Source organism: Pyxidicoccus sp. M15 (assembly GCF_056858435.1).
Genome location: NZ_CM166495.1, coordinates 8,973,489 through 8,992,873, shown reverse-complemented (window position 1 = coordinate 8,992,873; position 19,385 = coordinate 8,973,489). Strand labels below are relative to the sequence as shown.

Annotated in this window: 19 protein-coding genes and 1 tRNA gene; 10 read left to right on the top strand and 10 right to left on the bottom strand. The window is 70.4% G+C overall.

The window, feature by feature from the left end:
* The 3 genes from ACX9TP_RS33085 to ACX9TP_RS33075 form a co-directional block, all read right to left on the bottom strand.
* Positions 1-357 (bottom strand): hypothetical protein, encoded by a 357-nt coding sequence (locus ACX9TP_RS33085; protein WP_482974631.1) that lies wholly within the window; start codon positions 355-357, stop codon positions 1-3.
* Between the two features lie 209 nt (positions 358-566).
* A complete protein-coding gene (locus ACX9TP_RS33080; RefSeq protein WP_482974630.1) occupies positions 567-1,526 on the bottom strand; it encodes a zinc metalloprotease HtpX in 960 nt (319 codons plus the stop codon).
* 136 nt (positions 1,527-1,662) lie between these two features.
* A complete protein-coding gene (locus tag ACX9TP_RS33075; RefSeq protein ID WP_482974629.1) occupies positions 1,663-2,070 on the bottom strand; it encodes a hypothetical protein in 408 nt (135 codons plus the stop codon).
* 166 nt (positions 2,071-2,236) lie between these two features.
* On the opposite strand from ACX9TP_RS33075, the gene fni reads away from it, so the two are divergent.
* From fni to ACX9TP_RS33035, 8 genes are all read left to right on the top strand, one after another.
* The gene (gene fni, locus ACX9TP_RS33070; protein WP_482974628.1) at positions 2,237-3,295 is read left to right on the top strand and encodes a type 2 isopentenyl-diphosphate Delta-isomerase; all 1,059 of its coding nucleotides are present in this window, start codon (positions 2,237-2,239) and stop codon (positions 3,293-3,295) included.
* Positions 3,296-3,328: 33 nt separating this feature from the next.
* Positions 3,329-4,657, top strand: a complete 1,329-nt coding sequence (locus tag ACX9TP_RS33065) for a hydroxymethylglutaryl-CoA reductase, degradative (protein ID WP_482974627.1) — start codon at positions 3,329-3,331, stop codon at positions 4,655-4,657.
* 4 nt (positions 4,658-4,661) lie between these two features.
* Complete coding sequence (gene mvk / locus ACX9TP_RS33060; RefSeq protein WP_482974626.1) at positions 4,662-5,594, top strand: mevalonate kinase; 933 nt, start codon at positions 4,662-4,664, stop codon at positions 5,592-5,594.
* Between the two features lie 8 nt (positions 5,595-5,602).
* Entirely contained in the window at positions 5,603-6,589 is a 987-nt protein-coding gene (gene mvaD, locus ACX9TP_RS33055) for a diphosphomevalonate decarboxylase (RefSeq protein ID WP_482974625.1), read from the top strand.
* Positions 6,589-7,668 carry a mevalonate kinase family protein gene (locus tag ACX9TP_RS33050; protein ID WP_482974624.1) on the top strand — a complete coding sequence of 360 codons (1,080 nt, stop codon included), beginning with the start codon at positions 6,589-6,591 and terminating at the stop codon, positions 7,666-7,668. Before mvaD ends, ACX9TP_RS33050 begins: the two co-directional genes overlap by 1 nt.
* Before the next feature lie 246 nt (positions 7,669-7,914).
* Complete coding sequence (locus ACX9TP_RS33045) at positions 7,915-9,078, top strand: alpha/beta hydrolase family protein (protein WP_482974623.1); 1,164 nt, start codon at positions 7,915-7,917, stop codon at positions 9,076-9,078.
* A gap of 166 nt (positions 9,079-9,244) precedes the next feature.
* Positions 9,245-10,723 (top strand): SitA5 family polymorphic toxin, encoded by a 1,479-nt coding sequence (gene sitA5 / locus ACX9TP_RS33040; RefSeq protein ID WP_482974622.1) that lies wholly within the window; start codon positions 9,245-9,247, stop codon positions 10,721-10,723.
* A gap of 23 nt (positions 10,724-10,746) precedes the next feature.
* Positions 10,747-11,340: a hypothetical protein gene (locus ACX9TP_RS33035; protein ID WP_482974621.1), complete on the top strand. Its 594-nt coding sequence runs from the start codon at positions 10,747-10,749 to the stop codon at positions 11,338-11,340.
* A 22-nt stretch (positions 11,341-11,362) separates the two neighbouring features.
* On the opposite strand, the gene omp85 is transcribed toward ACX9TP_RS33035, so the two are convergent.
* Complete coding sequence (gene omp85, locus ACX9TP_RS33030; RefSeq protein WP_482974620.1) at positions 11,363-12,535, bottom strand: Omp85 family outer membrane protein; 1,173 nt, start codon at positions 12,533-12,535, stop codon at positions 11,363-11,365.
* Between the two features lie 179 nt (positions 12,536-12,714).
* Here omp85 and ACX9TP_RS33025 point away from each other — a divergent pair, with 179 nt between their 5' ends.
* Together ACX9TP_RS33025 and ACX9TP_RS33020 are read left to right on the top strand one after the other, a co-directional pair.
* Positions 12,715-14,277 carry an alkaline phosphatase family protein gene (locus ACX9TP_RS33025; RefSeq protein WP_482982260.1) on the top strand — a complete coding sequence of 521 codons (1,563 nt, stop codon included), beginning with the start codon at positions 12,715-12,717 and terminating at the stop codon, positions 14,275-14,277.
* 11 nt (positions 14,278-14,288) lie between these two features.
* Positions 14,289-15,374, top strand: coding sequence for a lysylphosphatidylglycerol synthase transmembrane domain-containing protein (locus ACX9TP_RS33020; protein WP_482974619.1), 1,086 nt, complete (start codon positions 14,289-14,291; stop codon positions 15,372-15,374).
* Positions 15,375-15,451: 77 nt separating this feature from the next.
* On the opposite strand, the gene ACX9TP_RS33015 is transcribed toward ACX9TP_RS33020, so the two are convergent.
* The 6 genes from ACX9TP_RS33015 to iscU all read right to left on the bottom strand — a co-directional run bounded on the left by ACX9TP_RS33015 (position 15,452) and on the right by iscU (position 19,327).
* Positions 15,452-15,535 (bottom strand) — tRNA-Leu (locus ACX9TP_RS33015).
* 97 nt (positions 15,536-15,632) lie between these two features.
* Complete coding sequence (locus ACX9TP_RS33010; protein ID WP_482974618.1) at positions 15,633-16,010, bottom strand: 2Fe-2S iron-sulfur cluster-binding protein; 378 nt, start codon at positions 16,008-16,010, stop codon at positions 15,633-15,635.
* 1 nt (position 16,011) lies between these two features.
* Positions 16,012-17,856, bottom strand: coding sequence for a Fe-S protein assembly chaperone HscA (hscA, locus tag ACX9TP_RS33005; protein WP_482974617.1), 1,845 nt, complete (start codon positions 17,854-17,856; stop codon positions 16,012-16,014).
* Positions 17,853-18,401 carry a Fe-S protein assembly co-chaperone HscB gene (gene hscB, locus ACX9TP_RS33000; protein ID WP_482974616.1) on the bottom strand — a complete coding sequence of 183 codons (549 nt, stop codon included), beginning with the start codon at positions 18,399-18,401 and terminating at the stop codon, positions 17,853-17,855. Before hscB ends, hscA begins: the two co-directional genes overlap by 4 nt.
* Positions 18,402-18,498: 97 nt before the next feature.
* On the bottom strand, positions 18,499-18,900 hold the full coding sequence (locus ACX9TP_RS32995; RefSeq protein WP_482974615.1) for a HesB/IscA family protein: 402 nt from the start codon (positions 18,898-18,900) through the stop codon (positions 18,499-18,501).
* A 25-nt stretch (positions 18,901-18,925) separates the two neighbouring features.
* A complete protein-coding gene (iscU, locus tag ACX9TP_RS32990; RefSeq protein ID WP_163998403.1) occupies positions 18,926-19,327 on the bottom strand; it encodes a Fe-S cluster assembly scaffold IscU in 402 nt (133 codons plus the stop codon).
* Positions 19,328-19,385: the final 58 nt, after the last annotated feature.

The following is a 19,385-nucleotide window of genomic DNA, read 5'->3' as shown; positions in this document are numbered from 1 at the left end:
CTACGTATTGATGGCATTCCAGAAGGCCGTCGCCAGCGCATCCAGCTCGGCCTGCGCAGAGCTGCTGATCAAGACACTGGAGTGCCGCTCTCCGGGAGCGGCGATGGTGACGTACTGGAAGGTCCGTTCGTCGTAGTACGCGCGCAGCCACCGGGTACCGCTTGCCCGGGTGACATGGAACTTCCTGAACTGGGCCCGCCCGGAGTCGGTGTCCGTGACGGTGAAATGTGGCGCCGCGTCGAGCGCCACTCCTGCCCTTCGATAGCAATATGTCGAAGAGTCAAGAGAGTCGCTGGTGGTGTAGTCGCTGCCGCCGACGGTGACGGTTGCCGGCATGTCCTGACAAGTCACTGCCATGGGTGTCTCGCTTTGTAGGCTGAGGGTGCCCGCTCACCCGGTAGCAAGTGACGTACCAGGATGCGCCTCGGAGCGATTCGAGAGGGCATCCCCTTGGGCCTGAACCGCGCGCCCCGCGCACCTGCGTCGTCGATGGACGCAGCCGCGTTCACGGGCAACGCGTTCCCGGCTGGCATGGCGCGAGCCCACCTCGATGGGCTGCCACGTCGTCAGTACGCGTACTCCCAACCGCCAGGACCGCGAGCGCGGTAGCCGCCCGCGCGGGCCCCCAGCTCACGCAGCCTGCGCACGCGCTCCGGAATGGGCGGGTGCGTGGAGAACAGCTTCATGACGCCGCCGTGGTGCAGCGGGTTGACGATGAACAGGTGCGAGGTGGCCGGGGCCCTGTCGTAGGGCATTGCCTCCGCGCCGCGCTCCAACTTCAGCAGCGCATCCGCCAGCGCGTCCGGGTCGCCGCACAGCTCCGCGCCCGCCAGGTCCGCGCCGTACTCGCGCGAGCGGCTCACGGCCAGCTGCAACAGCGTGGCGGCGATGGGCGCCACCAGCAGCAGGCCCAGGCTGGAGAACGCACCGCCAAAGCCCTCGTCGTCGTCACTGCGCGACAGCATGGACCCGCCGAACCAGAACAGCATCTGCGCCGCGTAGCTGATGACGCCCGCGAGCGTCGCCGCCACCGTGCCGATGAGCGTGTCCCGGTTGCGCACGTGGCCGAGCTCGTGCGCGAGCACGCCCTCCAGCTCGCGCCGGTCGAGGATGTCCATCAGCCCCGCCGTCACCGCCACCGCCGCGTGCGTCGGGTTGCGGCCGGTGGCGAACGCATTGGGCGCGCGCGTGGGCAGCAGGTAGACCTTCGGCTTCGGCATGCCCGCGCGGGCCGCCAGCCGCTCCACCATCTGGTGCAGCCAGGGTGCGCTCTCGTAGGGCAGTGGCTTCGCGCCGTGGATGGCCAGGGCAATCCGGTCGCTGAACCAGTACGAGCCGAAGTTCATCACCACCGCGAAGAGGCCGGCGAACATCAGGCCCTGCGCGCCGCCGAGCCGCTGGCCAAGGAGGAGCACGAGCGCCGTCAGGCCCGCGAGCAGCACCGTCGTCTTGAGCGTGTTGCCCAGACGGTGCCACCCACCACCGCCGATGCCTCGCGAGGGATTGTGGGTGCCGCTGTAAGCCATGGTCGTCTCGTTCCTTTCGCCCGCGTCAGGGGCTTCAGAAACGTAAACAGGGCTCCCGGGGAGGCAACGAAAGCGGGCGGGGGCGCCAGGCACCGGGCCCGCTCGCGGAACAGGCGGGAATCCGAGCGCTGCTCAATCAAAGATAGAAACGGTCCGTCACGCCGGCCGTACGCTGGAGGATGGCGCTCCAGCCCAGCCACACGTCGATGCCGCTCTTCTCCGCCGACGCCTCCGCGCCGAGCGCTCCCAGCGAGCCCGTGCAGCCGGCCACGGTGCACAGCCCCGAGTCCGTCAGGTGCTCCAGCAGGACGCGCACCGTGGGCATGCCGCGCGACTCGAAGCGGTCGGCCACGTCGTCGCGCCCCGCGAAGTCCGGCTCGTCCAGCGCGCCCTTCAGGAACCGCTCCAGGGCCCACCAGAAGAGGTACACCTCCGCCCGTCGCCCCGTCGCCACGGCCGCCGCGGCAATGGACAGCCCCTGATGTACGCGGTCGTAGTCGCCGCTGTGCAGGAAGACGACCACCTTGGACGCGGGGGCGCTCACGGGGGCCTCATACCGCCCACAAGCGGGCCTCGTCCATTGGCGCTCATGGAGCGACCACTCGGGGCCCTTTGTCTTGCGCCGGAGCCCCGCCGCTTGCTAGGAAACCCCCGGGCATTCAGGCACTTACACGCTTTGAGCAGTTTCGGGCGGACCGGGTTCGAGCACCATGGGCGATGACATCACAGCCAGGCGCAAGGATGCCCACCTGGACCTGTGCGCCACGGGGGACGTCGAGCCCGGCCAGAACAGCACCCTGCTGGAGTGTGTCCGTCTGGTCCACTGTGCCATGCCGGAGATGGCGGTGGAGGACGTGGACCTGCGCACGCCGTTTCTCGGGAAGACGCTGCGCGCCCCGCTGCTCGTCACGGGCATGACGGGGGGCACCGAGCGCGCCGGCGCCGTCAACCGCGACCTGGCGATGCTGGCCGAGCGTCACGGGCTGGCCTTCGGCGTGGGCAGCCAGCGCGCCATGGCGGAGGACGCGTCGCGGGCGGCGTCGTTCCAGGTGCGGCAGGTGGCGCCCACGGTGGCGCTGCTGGGCAACATCGGCCTGTACCAGGCGGTGCGGCTGGGCGTGGACGGGGCGCGGCGGCTGGTGGACGCCATTGGCGCGGACGGGCTGGCGCTGCACCTCAACGCGGGCCAGGAGCTCACGCAGCCGGAGGGCGACCGGGACTTCCGCGGGGGTTACCGCGTGGTGGAGGCGCTGGTGCGCGCCTTCGGCGACCGGCTGCTGGTGAAGGAGACGGGGTGCGGCATCGGCCCGGACGTGGGGCGGCGCCTGGCGGACCTGGGCGTGCGCAACCTGGACGTGTCCGGCCTCGGTGGCACCTCGTGGGTGCGGGTGGAGCAGCTGCGCGCGTCGGGCATGCAGGCGCAGCTGGGGGCCGAGTTCAGCGCGTGGGGCATCCCCACCGCGGCGGCCCTGGCCACCGTGCGACGGGCCGTGGGCCCGGACGTGCGGCTGGTGGCAAGCGGAGGCATCCGGACGGGATTGGAAGCGGCCAAGGTGCTCGCGCTCGGCGCGGACCTGGCGGGCATGGCGCTGCCGCTGTTCCGCGCGCAGCAGGCGGGTGGGTACGAGGGTGCGGAGGCGGCGCTGGGAGTCATCCTCGCGGGCCTGCGGCAGGCGCTCGTCCTGACGGGGAGCAGAAGCTGCGCTGAACTGCGGCAGCGGCCCCGGGTGGTGACTGGAGAGTTGAAGGATTGGTTGGCGGCCCTGTAGAGCAGTGCCGCGCCGAAGTGGAGAAGGAAGAACATGTCTGAGACCGTGACGTCCCGGCTCGCCGGGTTCCACAAGCTGCCGATGGAGGAGCGCCTCGCGCAGCTCGCCCGGATGTTCCGGCTCACGCCCGAGGAACTGCTGCAACTGCGCGGCACGGAGTCGCTGGAGCCCGTGCTCGCCAACCAGATGATCGAGAACGCGGTGGGCACCTTCTCCCTGCCGCTGGGCCTGGGCCTCAACATGCAGGTCAACGGGCGCGACTACCTGGTGCCCATGGCCGTGGAGGAGCCGTCGGTCGTCGCGGCGGTGTCCTTCGCCGCGAAGATCGTCCGCGAGGCGGGCGGCTTCACCGCCGAGGCCGACGAGTCGCTGATGATCGGCCAGATCCAGGTGACGCGCTACGGCGACCCGACGACGGCCACTGAGAACATCCTCGCGCACAAGGAGCAGATCCTCGCGCTGGCCAACAGCTTCCACCCGTCCATGGTGGCGCGCGGCGGTGGCGCCCGGGACGTGGAGGTCCGCGTGCTGCCGGCGCCGGAAGGCCCGCGCGGCGAGCCGCTGCTCATCGTCCACGTCCTCATCGACACGCAGGAGGCGATGGGGGCCAACCTCATCAACACCGTGGCCGAGGGCGTGGCGCCGCTCATCGAGCAGATCACCGGCGGCAAGGTGTACCTGCGCATCCTCTCCAACCTGGCGGACCGTCGGCTGGCGCGCGCGATGTGCCGCATTCCGCTGGCGCAGCTGGCGGACTTCAACATGCCGGGTGAGGAGATTGCCGAGGGCATCGCCCAGGCGAGTCGCTTCGCGGAGGCCGACCCGTACCGCGCCGCCACGCACAACAAGGGCGTGATGAACGGCATCGACTCGGTGGCCATCGCCACGGGTCAGGACTGGCGCGCGATTGAAGCCGGCGCGCACGCGTTCGCCTGCCGCGGCGGGCAGTACCGTCCGCTCTCCACGTGGTACCTGGAGGAGGGCCACCTGGTGGGCCGCATCGAGCTGCCCATGGCGCTGGGCACGGTGGGCGGCCCCATCAAGGTGCACCCGGGCGTGCAGATGTCGCTCAAGCTGATGCGCACCACCAACGTGCGCGAGCTGTCCATGGTGTTCGCGGCGGTGGGCCTGGCGCAGAACTTCGCGGCGCTGCGGGCGCTGGGCAGCGTGGGCATCCAGAAGGGCCACATGGCGCTGCACGCGCGCTGCGTGGCGGTGACGGCGGGCGCGCGCGGCCACTGGGTGGAGAAGATTGCCAACCTCCTGGTGAAGGCCGGGCACGTGAAGGTGGAGAAGGCCCGCGAGCTGCTCGCCAGCCTCCCGGCCGAGGACGCCGCGGCCGCCACCGGCACCAACGGCTGAGCCCGTGGCCCCGCGCTCTCCACCCCTGACGGCCTTCGGCGCCGGCAAGGTCATCCTGCTCGGCGAGCACAGCGTGGTGTACGGCCACCCGGCGCTGGCCGGGCCGCTGTCCCAGGGCGTGACGGCGCGCGGGGTGCCGGCGAAGCAGTGCCAGCTCTCGCTGCCGTCGAACCTGAGCCGTCCGCAGCGCGCGCAGCTCACCGCCGCCTTCGCCCGCGCGGCGGAGGCCACCGGTGCGCCGCCGGTGAAGGTGACGCTGGACGCGGACCTGCCGCTGGCCGTGGGCCTGGGAAGCTCCGCCGCGCTGTCGGTGGCGTGCGCGCGGCTGCTGCTGAAGGCGGCGGGGAAGGAGCCCACGCCGAAGGACGCCGCGCGCGTGGCGTGGGCCATGGAGCAGGAGTTCCACGGCACGCCGTCCGGCGTGGACCACACCACCAGCGCCCAGGAGCAGCTCGTCCTCTACCGCCGCAAGCCGGGCACGACGGTGGGCCAGGGGCGGCGGGTGGACAGCCCGGAGCCGCTGCACGTGGTGGTGGCGCTCGCGGGTGAGCGCAGCCCGACGAAGGCGACGGTGGGCGCGCTGCGCGAGCGGCAGGCGCGGTGGCCCCAGCGGTACACGCGCCTGTTCACGGAGATTGGCCGCGTGGCCTCCGAGGGCGCGCGGGCGGTGGAGGCGGGTGATTTGGAGGCGCTGGGGGACGCGATGAACGTCAACCAGGGCCTGCTGGCGGCGCTGGGGCTGTCGTCCCCGCCGCTGGAAGAGATGGTGTACCGGCTGCGGGGGCTGGGGGCGCTGGGCGCCAAGCTCACCGGGGCCGGCGGAGATGGTGGGGCCGTCATCGGCCTGTTCCTCGAACCCGGGCCGGCGGTGACGAAGCTCACCCGGCTCGGCGTGCGCTGCTTCAGCAGCCAGCTCGCGGGTCCGCGGGCGTTGTGAGTCCACTCATGAAAGCGACTGCCCTCGCGCATCCCAACATCGCCCTGGTGAAGTACTGGGGGAAGCGGGACGACGCGCTCATCCTTCCGCATCAGTCCAGCCTGTCCCTCACGCTGTCGCCGCTGTCGGTGACGACGACGGTGGAGTTCGGCGTGGGCAACGACGCCGTGGAGCTCAACGGCCACACGGCCCGGGGCAGCGAGCGCGAGCGTGTGCTGCGCCTGCTGGAGTCGGTGCGCGCGGCGGCGAAGAAGGACCTGGGTCCGGCGAAGGTGGTGTCGCGCGGCGACTTCCCCATGGCGGCGGGGCTGGCCAGCAGCGCGGCGGGCTTCGCGGCGCTGGCGGTGGCGGGGCGCGCGGCGGCGGGACTGCCGGTGGAGCCGAAGGCGGCGAGCATCCTGGCGCGCCTGGGCAGCGGCTCGGCGTGCCGCAGCGTGCAGGGCGGCTTCTGCGAGTGGCAGCGCGGGGAGCGCGCTGACGGCGAGGACAGCTTCGCGGTGCAGCGCTTCGACGCGGCCTGGTGGCCCGACGTGCGCATGGTGGTGGCCATCCTGGACCGCGGCGAGAAGGAGGTGAAGTCGCGGGACGGGATGAAGCACACGGTGGACACCAGCCCGTACTACCCGGCGTGGGTGCAGGACGCGGAGAAGGAGATTCCGCAGGCGCGCGAGCACATCTCCCGGCGGGACTTGCAGGCCCTGGGAGAGCTGTGCGAGCGCAACGCGTGGCGGATGCACGCGACGAGCATGGCGGCCAACCCGCCGCTCTGCTACCTGAGCTCGGGGACGCTGGCGCTCATCCACCACCTGCGCGAGCAGCGGAAGAAGGGCATGCCGGTGTGGTTCACCCTGGACGCGGGCCCCAACCCGGTGCTGCTGACGGACGCGGCGCACGAGGTGGCTGCCGAGGCGCTGGCGCGCGCCTGCGGTGCGCTCGAGGTGGTGCGGTGCGTGCCGGGCGGTGACGCGGAATTGAAGGCGGAGCACCTGTTCTGATGGAGCGCGCCCTCTCCGCTCCGGGGAAGCTGTTCGTCTCCGGTGAGTACGCGGTGCTGTGGGGCGGGGTGTCTCGCGTGGCCGCGGTGGCGCCTCGCACGGCGGCCTATGTGCGGCGGCGCCATGACGCCCGCGTGCACGTGTGCCTGGAGGAGGGGACGCTGGGCGGGAGCACCACTCCGCTGGGCGTGCGCTGGGAGCGCGAGGTGCCGGCGGGGTTCTCCTTCGTGGCGCGCACGCTGGACGAGGCGCTGCGCGCGCACGGCCGCGCGAGCCCGGGCTTCGACCTGGCGGTGGGGCCGTCCGCGGTGGGGCCCAACGGGCAGAAGCTGGGCATGGGTGGCAGTGCGTGCGCGACGGTGCTGGCGGCGGAAGGCGCGCGCTACGTGCTGGAGGAGCGCTACGACGCGCTGAAGCTCGCGCTGGCGGCGCATGCGCTGGGGCAGGGCGGGAAGGGCAGTGGCGGGGACGTGGCGGCGAGCTTCGCCGGAGGGCTGCTGCGCTACCGGCGCTATGACGTGGCGCCGCTGATTGAAGCGAGCAACGCGGGCCGGCTGCGCGCGGCGCTGGCGGAGTCCCCGTCGGTGGACGTGTGGCGCCTGGCGGTGCCTCGCGTGTCCATGGCGTATGCCTTCACGGGGGAGAGCGCGTCCACGCGGGTGCTGATTGCGCAGGTGGAGGCAAGGCTTGCGGAGGCGGGGCGGCGGGCCTTCGTGGAGCGCTCGGATGCGCTCGGGCAGGTGATTGAGGATGGCCTCGGGGGTGGAGACTTCCGTGCCTTCTCCGAGGCGGTGAAGGCGCAGCACGAGCTGCTGCTGGAGCTGGGCCCGCTGGAGACGGAAGGGATGCGCCGGGTGCTCGCGATGGCGGCGGCGTACGGCTGCGCGGGGAAGCTGTCCGGCGCGGGCGGCGGGGACGGGTGCATCCTGTTCGCACCGGACGTGCAGGTTCGCGCGGAGCTGTGCAAGGGCCTGGAGGCGCGTGGCTTCCACACCCTGACCCTGGACGCGGAGCCCGGTGTGCGTGGCGAGGCGCAGGTGGATGCGCGGCTGCGCAACTGGTTGGACGCGCTGGGCTGAGCGGCTCGGAAAATGCGCGGGTGACAGGTTCGAACGCCTTCGGGGTTTGAACGTCAAACGCTCCTTCCGAGAGGTTTTCAGACCATGCTGAACCGTCGCTCCCTCCTCCAGGCCAGTCTTGGCCTCACCGGGGGCCTCGCGCTCCTCCGCGCGACGCCCGCCAGCGCGGCGCCTCGTTCTACTTCCGTGTCGCCCGGGGCCGAGCCGCGGCCCTGGTACGAGCTGGGGTTGATGGAAGACCCCATCATGGAGAGTCAGCTCCTGCACTTCCTGGCGGGCACGTACAGCGCCCAGTCGGACATCAGCGAAGTGCTCGACACCGCGCGCCGCATCGTCCCCGGAGACGACTGGAGCTGGCCCACCGAGTGGGTCAGCACGGCCGACCGGATTCGCATGATGGGCGACGCGAGCCAGGCGAAGGGCCGCCGGCACAGTGCCGGCAATGCGTACCTGCGTGCCGCCAACTACTACCGCGCCGCCTTGATTCACCATCCCGAGCCCGGCCACCCGAGCGTGCTGGCCACGGGACGCAAGGCCGTGGACGCGTACAACAAGGCCATCTCACTGCTTCGGATTCCGGCCACCGCCGTGCGGATTCCGTACGAGAACACGACGCTGCCCGGCTACTTCTTCCGAAGCCCCTGCGCCCACGGCCACGCACCGCTGCTCGTCTTCCAGCAGGGGCGCGACGCCTGGCCCGAGGAGTCCAAGTATGTGATTGATGCCGCCCTGGAGCGCGGCTACCACTGCCTCATCGTGCATGCGCCGGGGCAGGGCATGGCCGTCCGCGCGCAGGGGCTCGCCTTCCGGCCGGACTGGGAGAAGGTCATCACCCCCGTCATCAACTTCGCCACGCGAATCTCGGGCGTGGATGACCGACGCATCGCGCTGCTGGGCTGGAGCATGGGCGGGGCGCTCGTGCCGCGCGCGGCCGCCTTCGAGCGGCGCATCAAGCTGCTGATTCCGAATCCCGGCGTCCTGGACTGGGGGCAGGCCTCGTTCGACCAGTTCAACATGTACTTCCCGGAGGTCATGCCGCTGCTCGACCAGGACCCGCAGGCATTCGACGCGGCGATGGCGCAGTTGATGGACGCGGTGTTCCTGTACCGCTGGTACATGCGGGACTCGATGTCCAAGCACGGCGCCAGCTCGCCGTCGGACCTGTTGTTCAAGCTCCGTGAGTTCACCAACGTGCCCGTCGTCGAGCGCATCCGCTGCCGCACCCTCGTCATGGACGGCACCGCCGAGGCCTTCACCGTGGGACAGGCGAAGCTGCTCTTCGACGCGCTGACGTGCCCCAAGGACTACCTGCTCTTCACCGAGGAGGACACCGGGCAGCTGCACTGCCAGGAAGGCGCGCAGGCCGTCGCCAACCACCGCATGTTCGACTGGGTCGACGAGTACATCTGATGTCCGGACTCGGTGGCGCGTGTGGAGTCCTACGCGCCATCGGGACGCTGGAGGTCCCGGCACTTCCTACCGTCGCAACCAGGGGCATGCGAAGGACTTCGGGAATCGTCCTCATCCATCACGCGCTGCCATAGCGTCATGCCCTTTCGCGGCTGGAGGATCCTGCATGACGCTCCGACAGATGGGGGCCGTACTCATGGTGTTGCTGACCGCCTGCGGCAGCACTCCCCGTGTCTCACGCTCCTCGGAGGCTGTCGGCGAGGGAAGCTCCGAGACGGCTCGTTACGGACTGAGCGTCCTGTCTCCAGGAAGCGCACCTGTGGCGCCGGTGGTTGTGGATGAAGACGATTTCGCGGAGGCAGTGAAGAGGCTGGCTCGCGAAGCCCGGCTCGCCGCGCCGCCCCAGGAGGCTGCCCGGCGGTTGTTCGCGAAAACGCAAGTGGCTGGGCCCCCATCGGAGGAGGAAGGCGAACACGTCCTTCGGATGTCGCCAGTGGACGTGAGTGCAACCGCGTCGCGCACCGAAGCGGAGCTGACGCGCGAGTACCTGCGCTGGTGTCAGCGCACGCAAGGCGGTGGTGACTGCCTGAGCCTGCTGGTGGACGGGCCCACCGTGCGCGGGGACGACCGGTATGCGCTGGCCCTGGCGATTTCCCTGGGCTCGGTTCTTGCGGAGACGACTGGGGCGCTCAAGGGCATGGTGCAGCCTTCCGCCGTGCTGGCCCTGTTGGTGTGGACGGTCGTCGTCTACCTGCTGTTGTGGGCACTGCCCGAGCCTCTTTCCAAAACCATCGCCGCTGGGATGACGGTGGTGCTGCTGGGCTGGCTGGGCGTGGACACGCTGTGGAGCCTGATGCGCGGCTGGGTGCAGTTGGTGGAGGACGCCGACCGGGCCTCCACCTTCGACGAGCTGAGTGAGGCCGGAGAGAAGTTCAGCCGGGTGATGGGCGAGAACACCGCGCGCGTGCTGGTGATGGTGGCCACGGCGGCCCTCGGTGGCGCGGTGCCGAAGCTGGCGAAGCTGATGCCGAAGCTGCCCGGCTTCACGCAGGCGGCTGTGCAAGCCGAGGCACAGGGAGGACTCCGGCTCGCGACGGTGGCCGAGGTGGAGTCGGTGGCTGTTTCGTCCGAGGGTACTTTCTCCGTCTTGATGAAGAGTCCGGGGGGCCGGGCGGGAGCGGCTGCCGCGGAGTCAGAGGCCGCGGTCACCACCCTCATCCGGCACCAGGGCGGTAACCGGCAGGTGGTCACCAACGGCCAGCGCTGGCACGTGCCCGCGAACAAGCCGTTGAAGGAACTCCCGGCGGCGGACCCCGTGGGAGACAGGCTCCAGGCCGCTGCTGCCCGCAGCGCAGAGCGCTGGAGCGCGCGAGGTCCTGACGCCGATGAGCTCATCGCCATCCAGCGTGCCGCAGCCCAGGGCAAGACGTGGCTGGCTCGATTGCTGGAACGGCAGTCCAGAGGCCGCTTCGTGGAGGGGGAGTTGAGGAGGCAATTCCCTGAGCTGCGGTGGAGCCGGACCGGTGTCGACGCCGTTGATCCTGCAACAGGGTACAGATACGAAGTTCTCTCCGGGACGGCCTCCAACCTGGCCCTGCACGGACAGCGCATGGCGGACGTCTTGTTCCGGATGATCACCTTCTGAGCGCGCCAGCGGATCGAGGCTCCATGATTCAGTTCCGCGACACAGAGCTCGAGAACGAGCGGCTCGAGCTGACCAGCAAGACCGAGCACTACTACCTCGGTCATCACCTGACCTTGCGGAACTGCACGCTCGTCATCGGCGTGCCCGCCAGCGCGCTGACCATCGCCAGGACACGCCTCATCGGCTGTTCCATCGAGGTGAAGAAGCCGCTCAAGCACTTCCGCTGGGACGAGGTCTTCGTGAAGGGCTGTCGCTTCACGGGCACGCTGAGTGGCAATGACTTCGGCCGCTGGCCAGACTCCGAAGCGGGGGGCATCGAGGACTGCGACTTCACCGGCGCACAACTCGACGGGTGCCGGTTCATCGGCTGTGACGCCAGCACCCTGCGGTTTCCCTCGTGGCCGTGCTTCACCGTTCTCGACCCCGCTCGGCGGAGTCGTGAGCTGGCGGCGCTCCCGTGGCCCGGTCAGCTCGGAATCGTCGTGGGCACCTTCTCGAAGTACCCGGCGTCCACGGCGGCCGTGACGTTCTCCGCGACAAAGCTCGCCAGGGAGTCTGGCGCCAACGAGGACGAAATCCGCACCGTGCTGGAGCGGGTGGCCGGCGTGAAGCTGTAGCCGAGCCAAACCGCGGACCGGCTCAGAACATGTGCCCGAACGTCAGGTAGAGCCGTCCACGCCCGGTCTCCGTCGAGCGCGCGTAGTCCGCGCGCACCGTGGCGGCCCGGCGTGACAGGCGCACGCCTCCGCCGATTCCCGGGTGCCACTCGTACCACTTGCCGTCCGGAACGCCCGGGTGCCACACGCGGCCGAAGTCCATGAACACCACGGCGCCCAGCCTCATGCTCTGGCCGAACATCTGGAGGTTCGCCGCCTGGAACCGCAGCTCCGTGTTGCTGAACGCCTTGATGTTCCCCGAGAAGCGGTTGCGCTCGATACCGCGCACGCTGCTCATCCCGCCGATGCCCTCGGACACGTTGACGCCGCCCGTGTTGCTCCACTCGAAGAAGGGCACGTCGCCAAACAGCATGTCCAACGTCAGCCGGTGCGCCAGCGTCAGGCGCGACGACAGCTTGATGTACCGCCGCTCGCTCAGCGTGATGCCCGCGTACTGGTACCGGCTCCCCGTCGAGCTGCCCGACACGCGCAGCGCCAGCTCCTCCACGCCGCCCTCCGTCGGGTCCGACTCGTCGTCGCGCGTGTCCCAGAGCACGCCCGCCAGCAGCTGCCCCGTCGAGCCACCCTCGATGCCGAGCGGCTTCTGCTTCGACAGCATGGACGCCTCTTCCGAGTCCACGCTCGTGTGCCGCCACCCGTAGCCCACGTACGACTGGAGCGGGTGCGTCAGGCCGAAGGGCCGCCCGCGCAGGCGCACCCAGAAGCCGGGTGAGCCCTTGTCGAAGTTGTAGTGAGGGTCGTCCTCATCGCCGCGGAAGTCCGGGGCGGACTTGTTGCCCGCGCCGAAGAAGGGACTGCGCATCTCCCGCCGGTACTCCAGGCGCCCCTCCAGCCGCAGCGGGCCGATGAGCTGCGGCCCGTCGTAGCGCAGGTAGTGCGTCTGCACGCCACGGGTGCTGAAGAACACCTGCGCGCCAATGGCGTGCGCGTACGGCGTCTTCCCCGGCGCGTACAGGTACATGCCACCCACGCCGCCGTAGCCGAAGCCGTGGTCCGAGTTGAAGCTCACCAGCGGCAACGCAATCGCGTCGACACCGGACTCCTTCTTCGCGGGCGGCAGCCCGGGCGCGGGCTGTGGTGGCGCCACCGGGGCGGCGGCCAGGTTGGCGAGGATGAGGACGGCGGGAATGAGCATTGGGGGGCCGCTCTGAACTGTCAGAGGAACGAAAACATCCCGAACTGCGGAACGGCCCGGGCTGCTTGCCTACCCACCAGCAGACCTGGCTGCTGGCGAAGGCGAGCGGCCCCCCGAGTGCTCATTTTGCCTCGCGGGGGAGGGGAGGCGTCAACGTGAGCGGTGTCATCACGCCAGCCATGCACATGTGGGCCAACGGCCTGGTACGTCGTATTGGCTCAAAGGTTCCGCCGTCACCACAACGCCGGCCCAGGAATGTGGTCATCGTGCACCTCGACGGTGTGCCGAAGACCCTCCTGGACGAGGCCATTGTCGCCGGACGGATGCCGTTTTTCTCGAGCCTCGTCCGCTCTGGCACCTTTCACCTGGAAGACGCGTTCTGGGGCGCGCCGACGTCAACGCCCTATTTCCAGGCGGGGCTCCTGTACGGGATGCGGCACTCCAACCTGCCCGCATACTCCTGGTACGACCGTGAGCTGGGCCGCAAGGTGCAGATGAACACGCCGGCGGACGCGCTCGAAATCGACCGGCGCCTGCGCGGCGCGGGGCGCACCAGCCTGCTCGACGGCGGCGGACACGGGTACTTCTCGCTGTTCCGCGCGGGGGCGAACAACGCGCTCAGCATGAGCACGCTGGCCAGCTTCAAGCTGATGGCCCGCTCGTTCTCCTACGAGATGATGGGCCTGTCCGCGGCGCGCACGCGCGGCCTCTTCTCCTACCTGCGCTCGCTGGGCATGGACACGTGGCACGCGGCGCGCGAGGTGCGGCACTGGGCGCGCTCCATCCGCGACTGGCGCCACGAGCAGGGCTTCCTCATGAGCCGCGTCCTCCTGCAGCGGCTGGGCTGGAGCTTCGCGCACACCAAGGCGCTGGTGGACATGGTGCGCGGCGTGCCCGCCGTCTACCTCGTCTACGGAAACTACGACGAGGTGGCCCACCGCCGCGGGCCCCGCTCGCAGCTGGCGCTCGACGAGTTGCACCGCGTGGACACGTACCTCGCGGAGCTCTACGCGGTGGCGCGCACCGTGGAGCGGCCCTACGACGTCGTCATCCTCTCCGACCACGGGCACGTGGACAGCCTGCCGCTGGAGCGGCGCCAGGGACAGCGCCTGGAGCAGTGGCTGCTGGAAGGCGGCGACGGGAGTCCGCTCTCCGAGGACGTGGTGCGGGGCCTCTGCGACGGCCGCGTCCGTCCCGAGCCGGACACCACCCCGCGCGCGCCCTTCACGCCGGTGGTCATGGAGTGCGGCAACTTCGCGCACGTGTACCTCTCCGGTGAGCGCCAGCCGCTGGAGGCCCGCGAGCTGCTCGCGCGCTTCCCCCAGGTCCTCGCGCGCGTCACGCGCAGCCCGGAGATTGGCATCGTCGCGATGCGGCGGGGCAACTCCGCGGTGGCCGTGGTGAAGGGCGGCGCGTACGGCCCGGACGAACTGGAGCGCGCGCCGCTGTCCCCCGAGTTCAGCAGGCGCGCGGTGGCGGACTTCCTCCGCGTGCTGCCCTCCATGACGACGGCGGGTGACGTGGTGCTCTTCGGCGAGGCGGTGCAGCGAGGCGGCACCGTGGGCTTCGCGTGGGAGTTCGGCTCGCACGGCGGCCTGACGCGCACGGAGGCCAACAGCCTGGTGGCGTGGCCGGCCAACGCGCCGGTGGACCTGTCCGGCCTGGGCCACTGCGTGCAGCTGCACGAGCGACTGGCGGAAGCGTACCTGGACCCGGCGCCAGCCCTCAGGTTGGTGCTGTGAGGGGGAGGGGAATGAGAGCCACGCGCGGGAGCGGCGGTCGCGCGCTCATCAAGGCCCTGCTGGCGGTGCTGGGGCTGGTGCTGTCCGTCGTCCTCCTGTCCACGGCCTTCTTCCGGTGGAACCTGCGCGGCGCGGGCCCGCTGCTCGAGCCGCGCTTCCCGCTGGGCGAGTTCGTGCGTGACTTGCCCGGCCACCTCGTGTGGCTGCTGCCCTTCTTCCTCCTGCAGGCCTCGGTGATTCCGCTGCGCGCGGTGCAGTGGCAGCGCACCCTGCGCCGGCCGGTGCCGCTGAAGGAGCGCTACCACCTGGTGGCGATTGGCGCCTTCGTGCACAACGCGCTGCCGGGGAAGCTGGGCGACGTCATGCGCTCGTTCCTCCTGTCGCGCACGCAGCGCATCCCCTTCCTGCGCTGCCTGGGCTCGGTGGGCGTGTGCAAGCTGATGGAGTTCGCCGCGCTGATGATGCTCGTCTCCGCGTCGCTGCTGGGGCCCTTCGGGGGGACGCTGTCCCGCTTCCAGGGCGAGCTGAAGGTGGCCGTCTCCCTCTGCATCGGCCTGGTGGCGCTGGTGGTGCTGCTGGCCCACTGGTCCGCGCCGCTCGCGCACTCGCTGCACCGGCGCCACAAGCTGCCCCGGCTGGAGGGCTTCCTCCACCACCTGAGCGAGGGCCTGGGCACCGCGCGCTCCTTCATCGGCATGGCCCGCGTCTTCGTCTTCTCCGTGGGCCCGGTGATGGCCTCCGCGCTGGCCTACGGCATGGCCCTGCACGGCATTGGCATCAGCGGGGGCCTCTTCGCGGGGGCCGTCGTGCTGGGCGCCATCTCCCTGGGCCAGTCTCTCCCCGGCGTGCCGGCCGGCATGGGCCTCTACTACTTCGTCACCAGCTGGGCGGCCCGCAGCCTGGGCGCCACGCCGGAGGACGCCGCGGCCTTCTCCACGCTCACCCACCTGGGCACCGTCATCAGCCAGGTGGCCGTGGGCGCCTGGTCCGTGCACGTGCGGAAGATTCGGATTCGCGACCTGCGCAAGGGCGGCAGCCTGGCGCGCGAGGCCGCGCACCACGTGGCCCACGACGCCGTGGAGCCCGCGCCGCCCTGAGCGGGGGCGCAGAAGAGCAACCTCCAGAAAGCGAAAAGGGGCCCCGGTTCGGAAACCGGGACCCCTTATCAACTTCATGCCCAGGAGAGGACTCGAACCTCCATGCCCTTGCAGGCGCTAGACCCTGAATCTAGTGTGTCTACCAATTCCACCACCTGGGCGGGTGGGGCTTTGCTGCGTGCAGCGCCTGGTGCCGCGCTGCGATGGGCGGGACATATAGATTTCCTGCTCCGCCCCGTCAAGCACTACGTAACAACCCTACTTCTTCAGCGGCCATTTCCCCTCGGCCTCGAGCGCGCGGCGCAGGGCGGGGTTCTCGTCCATGAAGGCGGTGAGGGACTCCTCGGTGATCTCCACCTGGATGTCCTCGGTGCCCAGCTCCGTCTGGCAGCTCAACCGGGAGTACGGGCGGACGTCGAACCCCATGTCCAGGCGGTCGGCCTCCGCGTCCGTCTGCTCGCTCAGCGAGTCGAGGCCCTTGCGCACCCAGATATGGCAGGTGGAGCAGGCGCAGACGCCGCCGCAGCTGTGGCCCACCTGGGCGCCGCACGACTCGGCGGCGTCCAGCAGGGTGGTGCCGGTGGGCACGTCGGCGCTGACCTCGGCCAGGGGGCTCTTGAAGGTCACCTTCGGCACGTCAGTACTCCTCCACGGAGTGCCCGGCCACCACCTGGGTGATGGCCTGGTTCATCACCCGCTCGATGAAGGGCCGCGACGCCTCGTCCAGCGTGTGCACCGCCTCCTTCAGCTTCAGGTGGTCCTCACCCTGCATCAGCTCGCGCACGCGCGCCATGCCCGCGTCGATGGCGGGGCGCTCGCCTTCCTGGAGGAGGTCGCCGTGCTCGCGCAGCTGGCGCTCGGCCTCGGCGAGGACGCGCTCGGCGTCCACGCGCTGCTCGCGCACCTGCCGGGCCTGGATGTCCTCCTCCGCGTGGTCGATGGAGTCGAGCAGCATCTGCTCGATTTCCTCGTCGGAGAGGCCGTGGCTCGGCTTGACGGTGATGGACTGGCTGACGCCGGTGCTCTGCTCCTTCGCGCTGACGGAGAGGATGCCGTCCGCGTCCACGCTGAAGCGCACCTCCACCCGCGCCATGCCCGCCGCCAGCGGGGGAATCCCGGAGAGCGTGAAGCGCGCGAGGCTGCGGTTGTCCTGCACCAGCTCGCGCTCGCCCTGCACCACGTGCACGTCCAGGCCCGTCTGCCCGTCCTTGAAGGTGGTGAAGACCTGCGCCGCCGCCATGGGGATGGTGGAGTTGCGAGGAATCAGCTTCTCGGTGATGCCGCCCATCGTCTCCAGCCCGAGCGACAGCGGAATCACGTCCAGGAGCAGCACGTCATCCTGGCGGTTCACCGTGGTGAGCAGGTTGGCCAGCACGGCCGCGCCCATGGCCACCACCTGGTCCGGGTCGATGTCACCCAGCGGCTCGCGGCCGAACACCTCCGCCACGTACCGGCGCACCGCCGGCACGCGGGTGGCCCCGCCCACCAGGACGACGCCGTCCAGGTCCGCCGCCGTCACGCCCGCGTCCTTCAGCGCCCGCCGGCACACCAGCCCCGTCTTCTGCACGAGCGGCTGAATCCACGTGTCGAAGTCCGCGCGCTTCACCGTCTGCGTGTGGCCGCCCACGGTGAGCTGCACCTCGGGCGCGTCGGTGAGCGCCTCCTTCGCCTTGCGCGAGGCCGCCAGCACCTCCGCCACCAGCGAGGGCCCGGGCTCCGTCACGCCCATCGCCTGGAGCACGTGCTGGGCAATGGCGCGGTCGAAGTCGTCGCCGCCCAATGCGGAATCGCCGCCGGTGGACTTCACCTCGAAGACGCCGTCCTCCAGCTTGAGGATGGAGACGTCGAAGGTGCCGCCGCCCAGGTCATAGACGGCGTAGGTGCCCTGGCTGCCCTTGTCCAGGCCGTAGGCCAGCGCCGCGGCGGTGGGCTCGTTGAGCAGCCGCAGCACCTCCAGCCCGGCCAGCCGGCCCGCGTCCTTGGTGGCCTGGCGCTGGGCGTCGTCGAAGTAGGCGGGCACGGTGATGACCGCCTGCTCCACCTTGGTGGAGAAGTGCGCTTCCGCGCGGCGCTTGAGGGCGCGCAGCACCTCGCCGGAGACTTCAATCGGCGTCACCGGCGTGCCGCCGGCCACGTCGAAGCGGACCACCTTGGCGCCTGGGACGAAGCGGTAGTGGCCCAGCTTGCGCGTCTCCGCGTCGTCCGGGCTGCGGCCCATGAAGCGCTTCACGGAGGCGATGGTGTCGGTGGGGTGCTCGGGCGCCAGGCGCCGGGCCCGCGCGCCGACCACCACGCCGCCGTCCTTCGCGTAGTGCACGACGGAGGGCAATAGCAGCGAGTCCCCCTCGTCCACCGGGACGCAGCGGGGCTTGTCCTGGACCACCGCCGCGACGAGAGAGTTGGTGGTGCCCAGGTCGATGCCCACCGCCTGGCCCTTGGGCTTCAGCGGGTCGTGGATCTGCAGGTAGCCGTTCTTGCTCAAGACAGACTCTCCTCCTCGAACGCGTCCACCTGCTCGAGGAAGCGCGTGAAGTAGCGCACCCGCCCCAGCGCGTGCGATGCCTTTTTCACCAGGTCTGCTCCCCCGCCACCCCCTTCGAGGGTGCGAAGGGCGCCGGCCGCCTCGGCGAGCGCCGCCTTGCTCCGGGCCGCCACGTCGGTGGCCATGGCCCGCGCACGGGGGAGGTCCTTCTTCTCCATGGCGCCGTCCAGCGCCTCGCGCAGCTCCATGACCTCCTCCAGGAACTCCAGCGGCATGTCCTTCTGGGCGCCCGCGTCCTCGCGGTCCAGGTCGATGCCGTGCAGCTTGAGCAGGTAGAAGGCGCGGCGCACCGGGTCCTTCAGCGTCTTGAAGGCCTCGTTGAGGGCGGTGGTGCCCTCCAGCGCCTTGAGCCGCTCGCGCGCGTCGGCCTGCGCCACCCGGTCCGGGTGCCAGCGCAGCGACAGCTCGCGGTACAGCTTCTCCAGCGCCGGCACGTCCACGTCGTAGGCGCGCGGCAGCCCGAAGACGTCGAAGTGGGTCCTCACAGGGGGCTCTCCAAGAAGGGTGACAAACGAAAAGGGCCCGGCAGCTGGCCGGGCCCGGGTGACGGTGGCTCCCGCCGTGGGAGGGGGAGCTTCAAGGTCAGACGGAGAAGCTCTCGCCGCAGCCGCAGGCGGCCTTGATGTTGGGGTTGTTCAGCTTGAACCCCGAGGCCATCAGCGTCTGCTCGAACACCAGCTCCGTGCCGATGAGGTACAGGTAGCTCTTCGGGTCCACGAAGACGCGCACGCCGTCCTTCTCGAAAATCTTGTCGCGCTCGCGGGACTTCTCGGCCCACTCCATGGAGTACTGGAGGCCCGAGCACCCGCCGCCCTTCACGGCCAGCCGCAGGCCGGCCTCGGGCGTCTGGCGCTGCTCCAGCAGCTCCTTCAGCCGGGCCACCGCGCTGTCCGCGATGGTGATGCCCTTGGGGGCGGGCTTCGCCGCGGGCGCGGTGGCAGGCGCCGGGCGCTGCGTCGTCTCCTGGGTCGCCTGCTCACTCATGGTGTCCCTCTCTCCCTCGCCCGCTTCAGGACGCCTTGGCCTGGCGCGCCGCGCGCTTCTTCTTGAAGTCCTCGATGGCCGCCTTGATGGCGTCCTCGGCCAGCACGGAGCAGTGGATCTTCACCGGCGGCAGCGACAGCTCGCGGGCCACGTCCTTGTTGGAGATGGTCATCGCCTCGTCCACCGTCTTGCCCTTCACCCACTCGGTGACGAGCGACGAGGACGCGATGGCCGAGCCACAGCCGAAGGTCTTGAACCGCGCATCCTCGATGCGACCGTCGTCGGTGATCTTCAGCTGGAGCCGCATCACGTCACCGCAGGCGGGCGCGCCCACCAGGCCGGTGCCGACGTTGGGGTCTTCCTTGTCCATCGTCCCGACGTTGCGGGGGTTCTCGTAATGGTCGATGACCTTGTCGCTGTAAGCCATGTCGACTCCTTCAACGGATGCTTCGCACCAAAGGTTCCGGAGGGCAATGCCCCCCGTG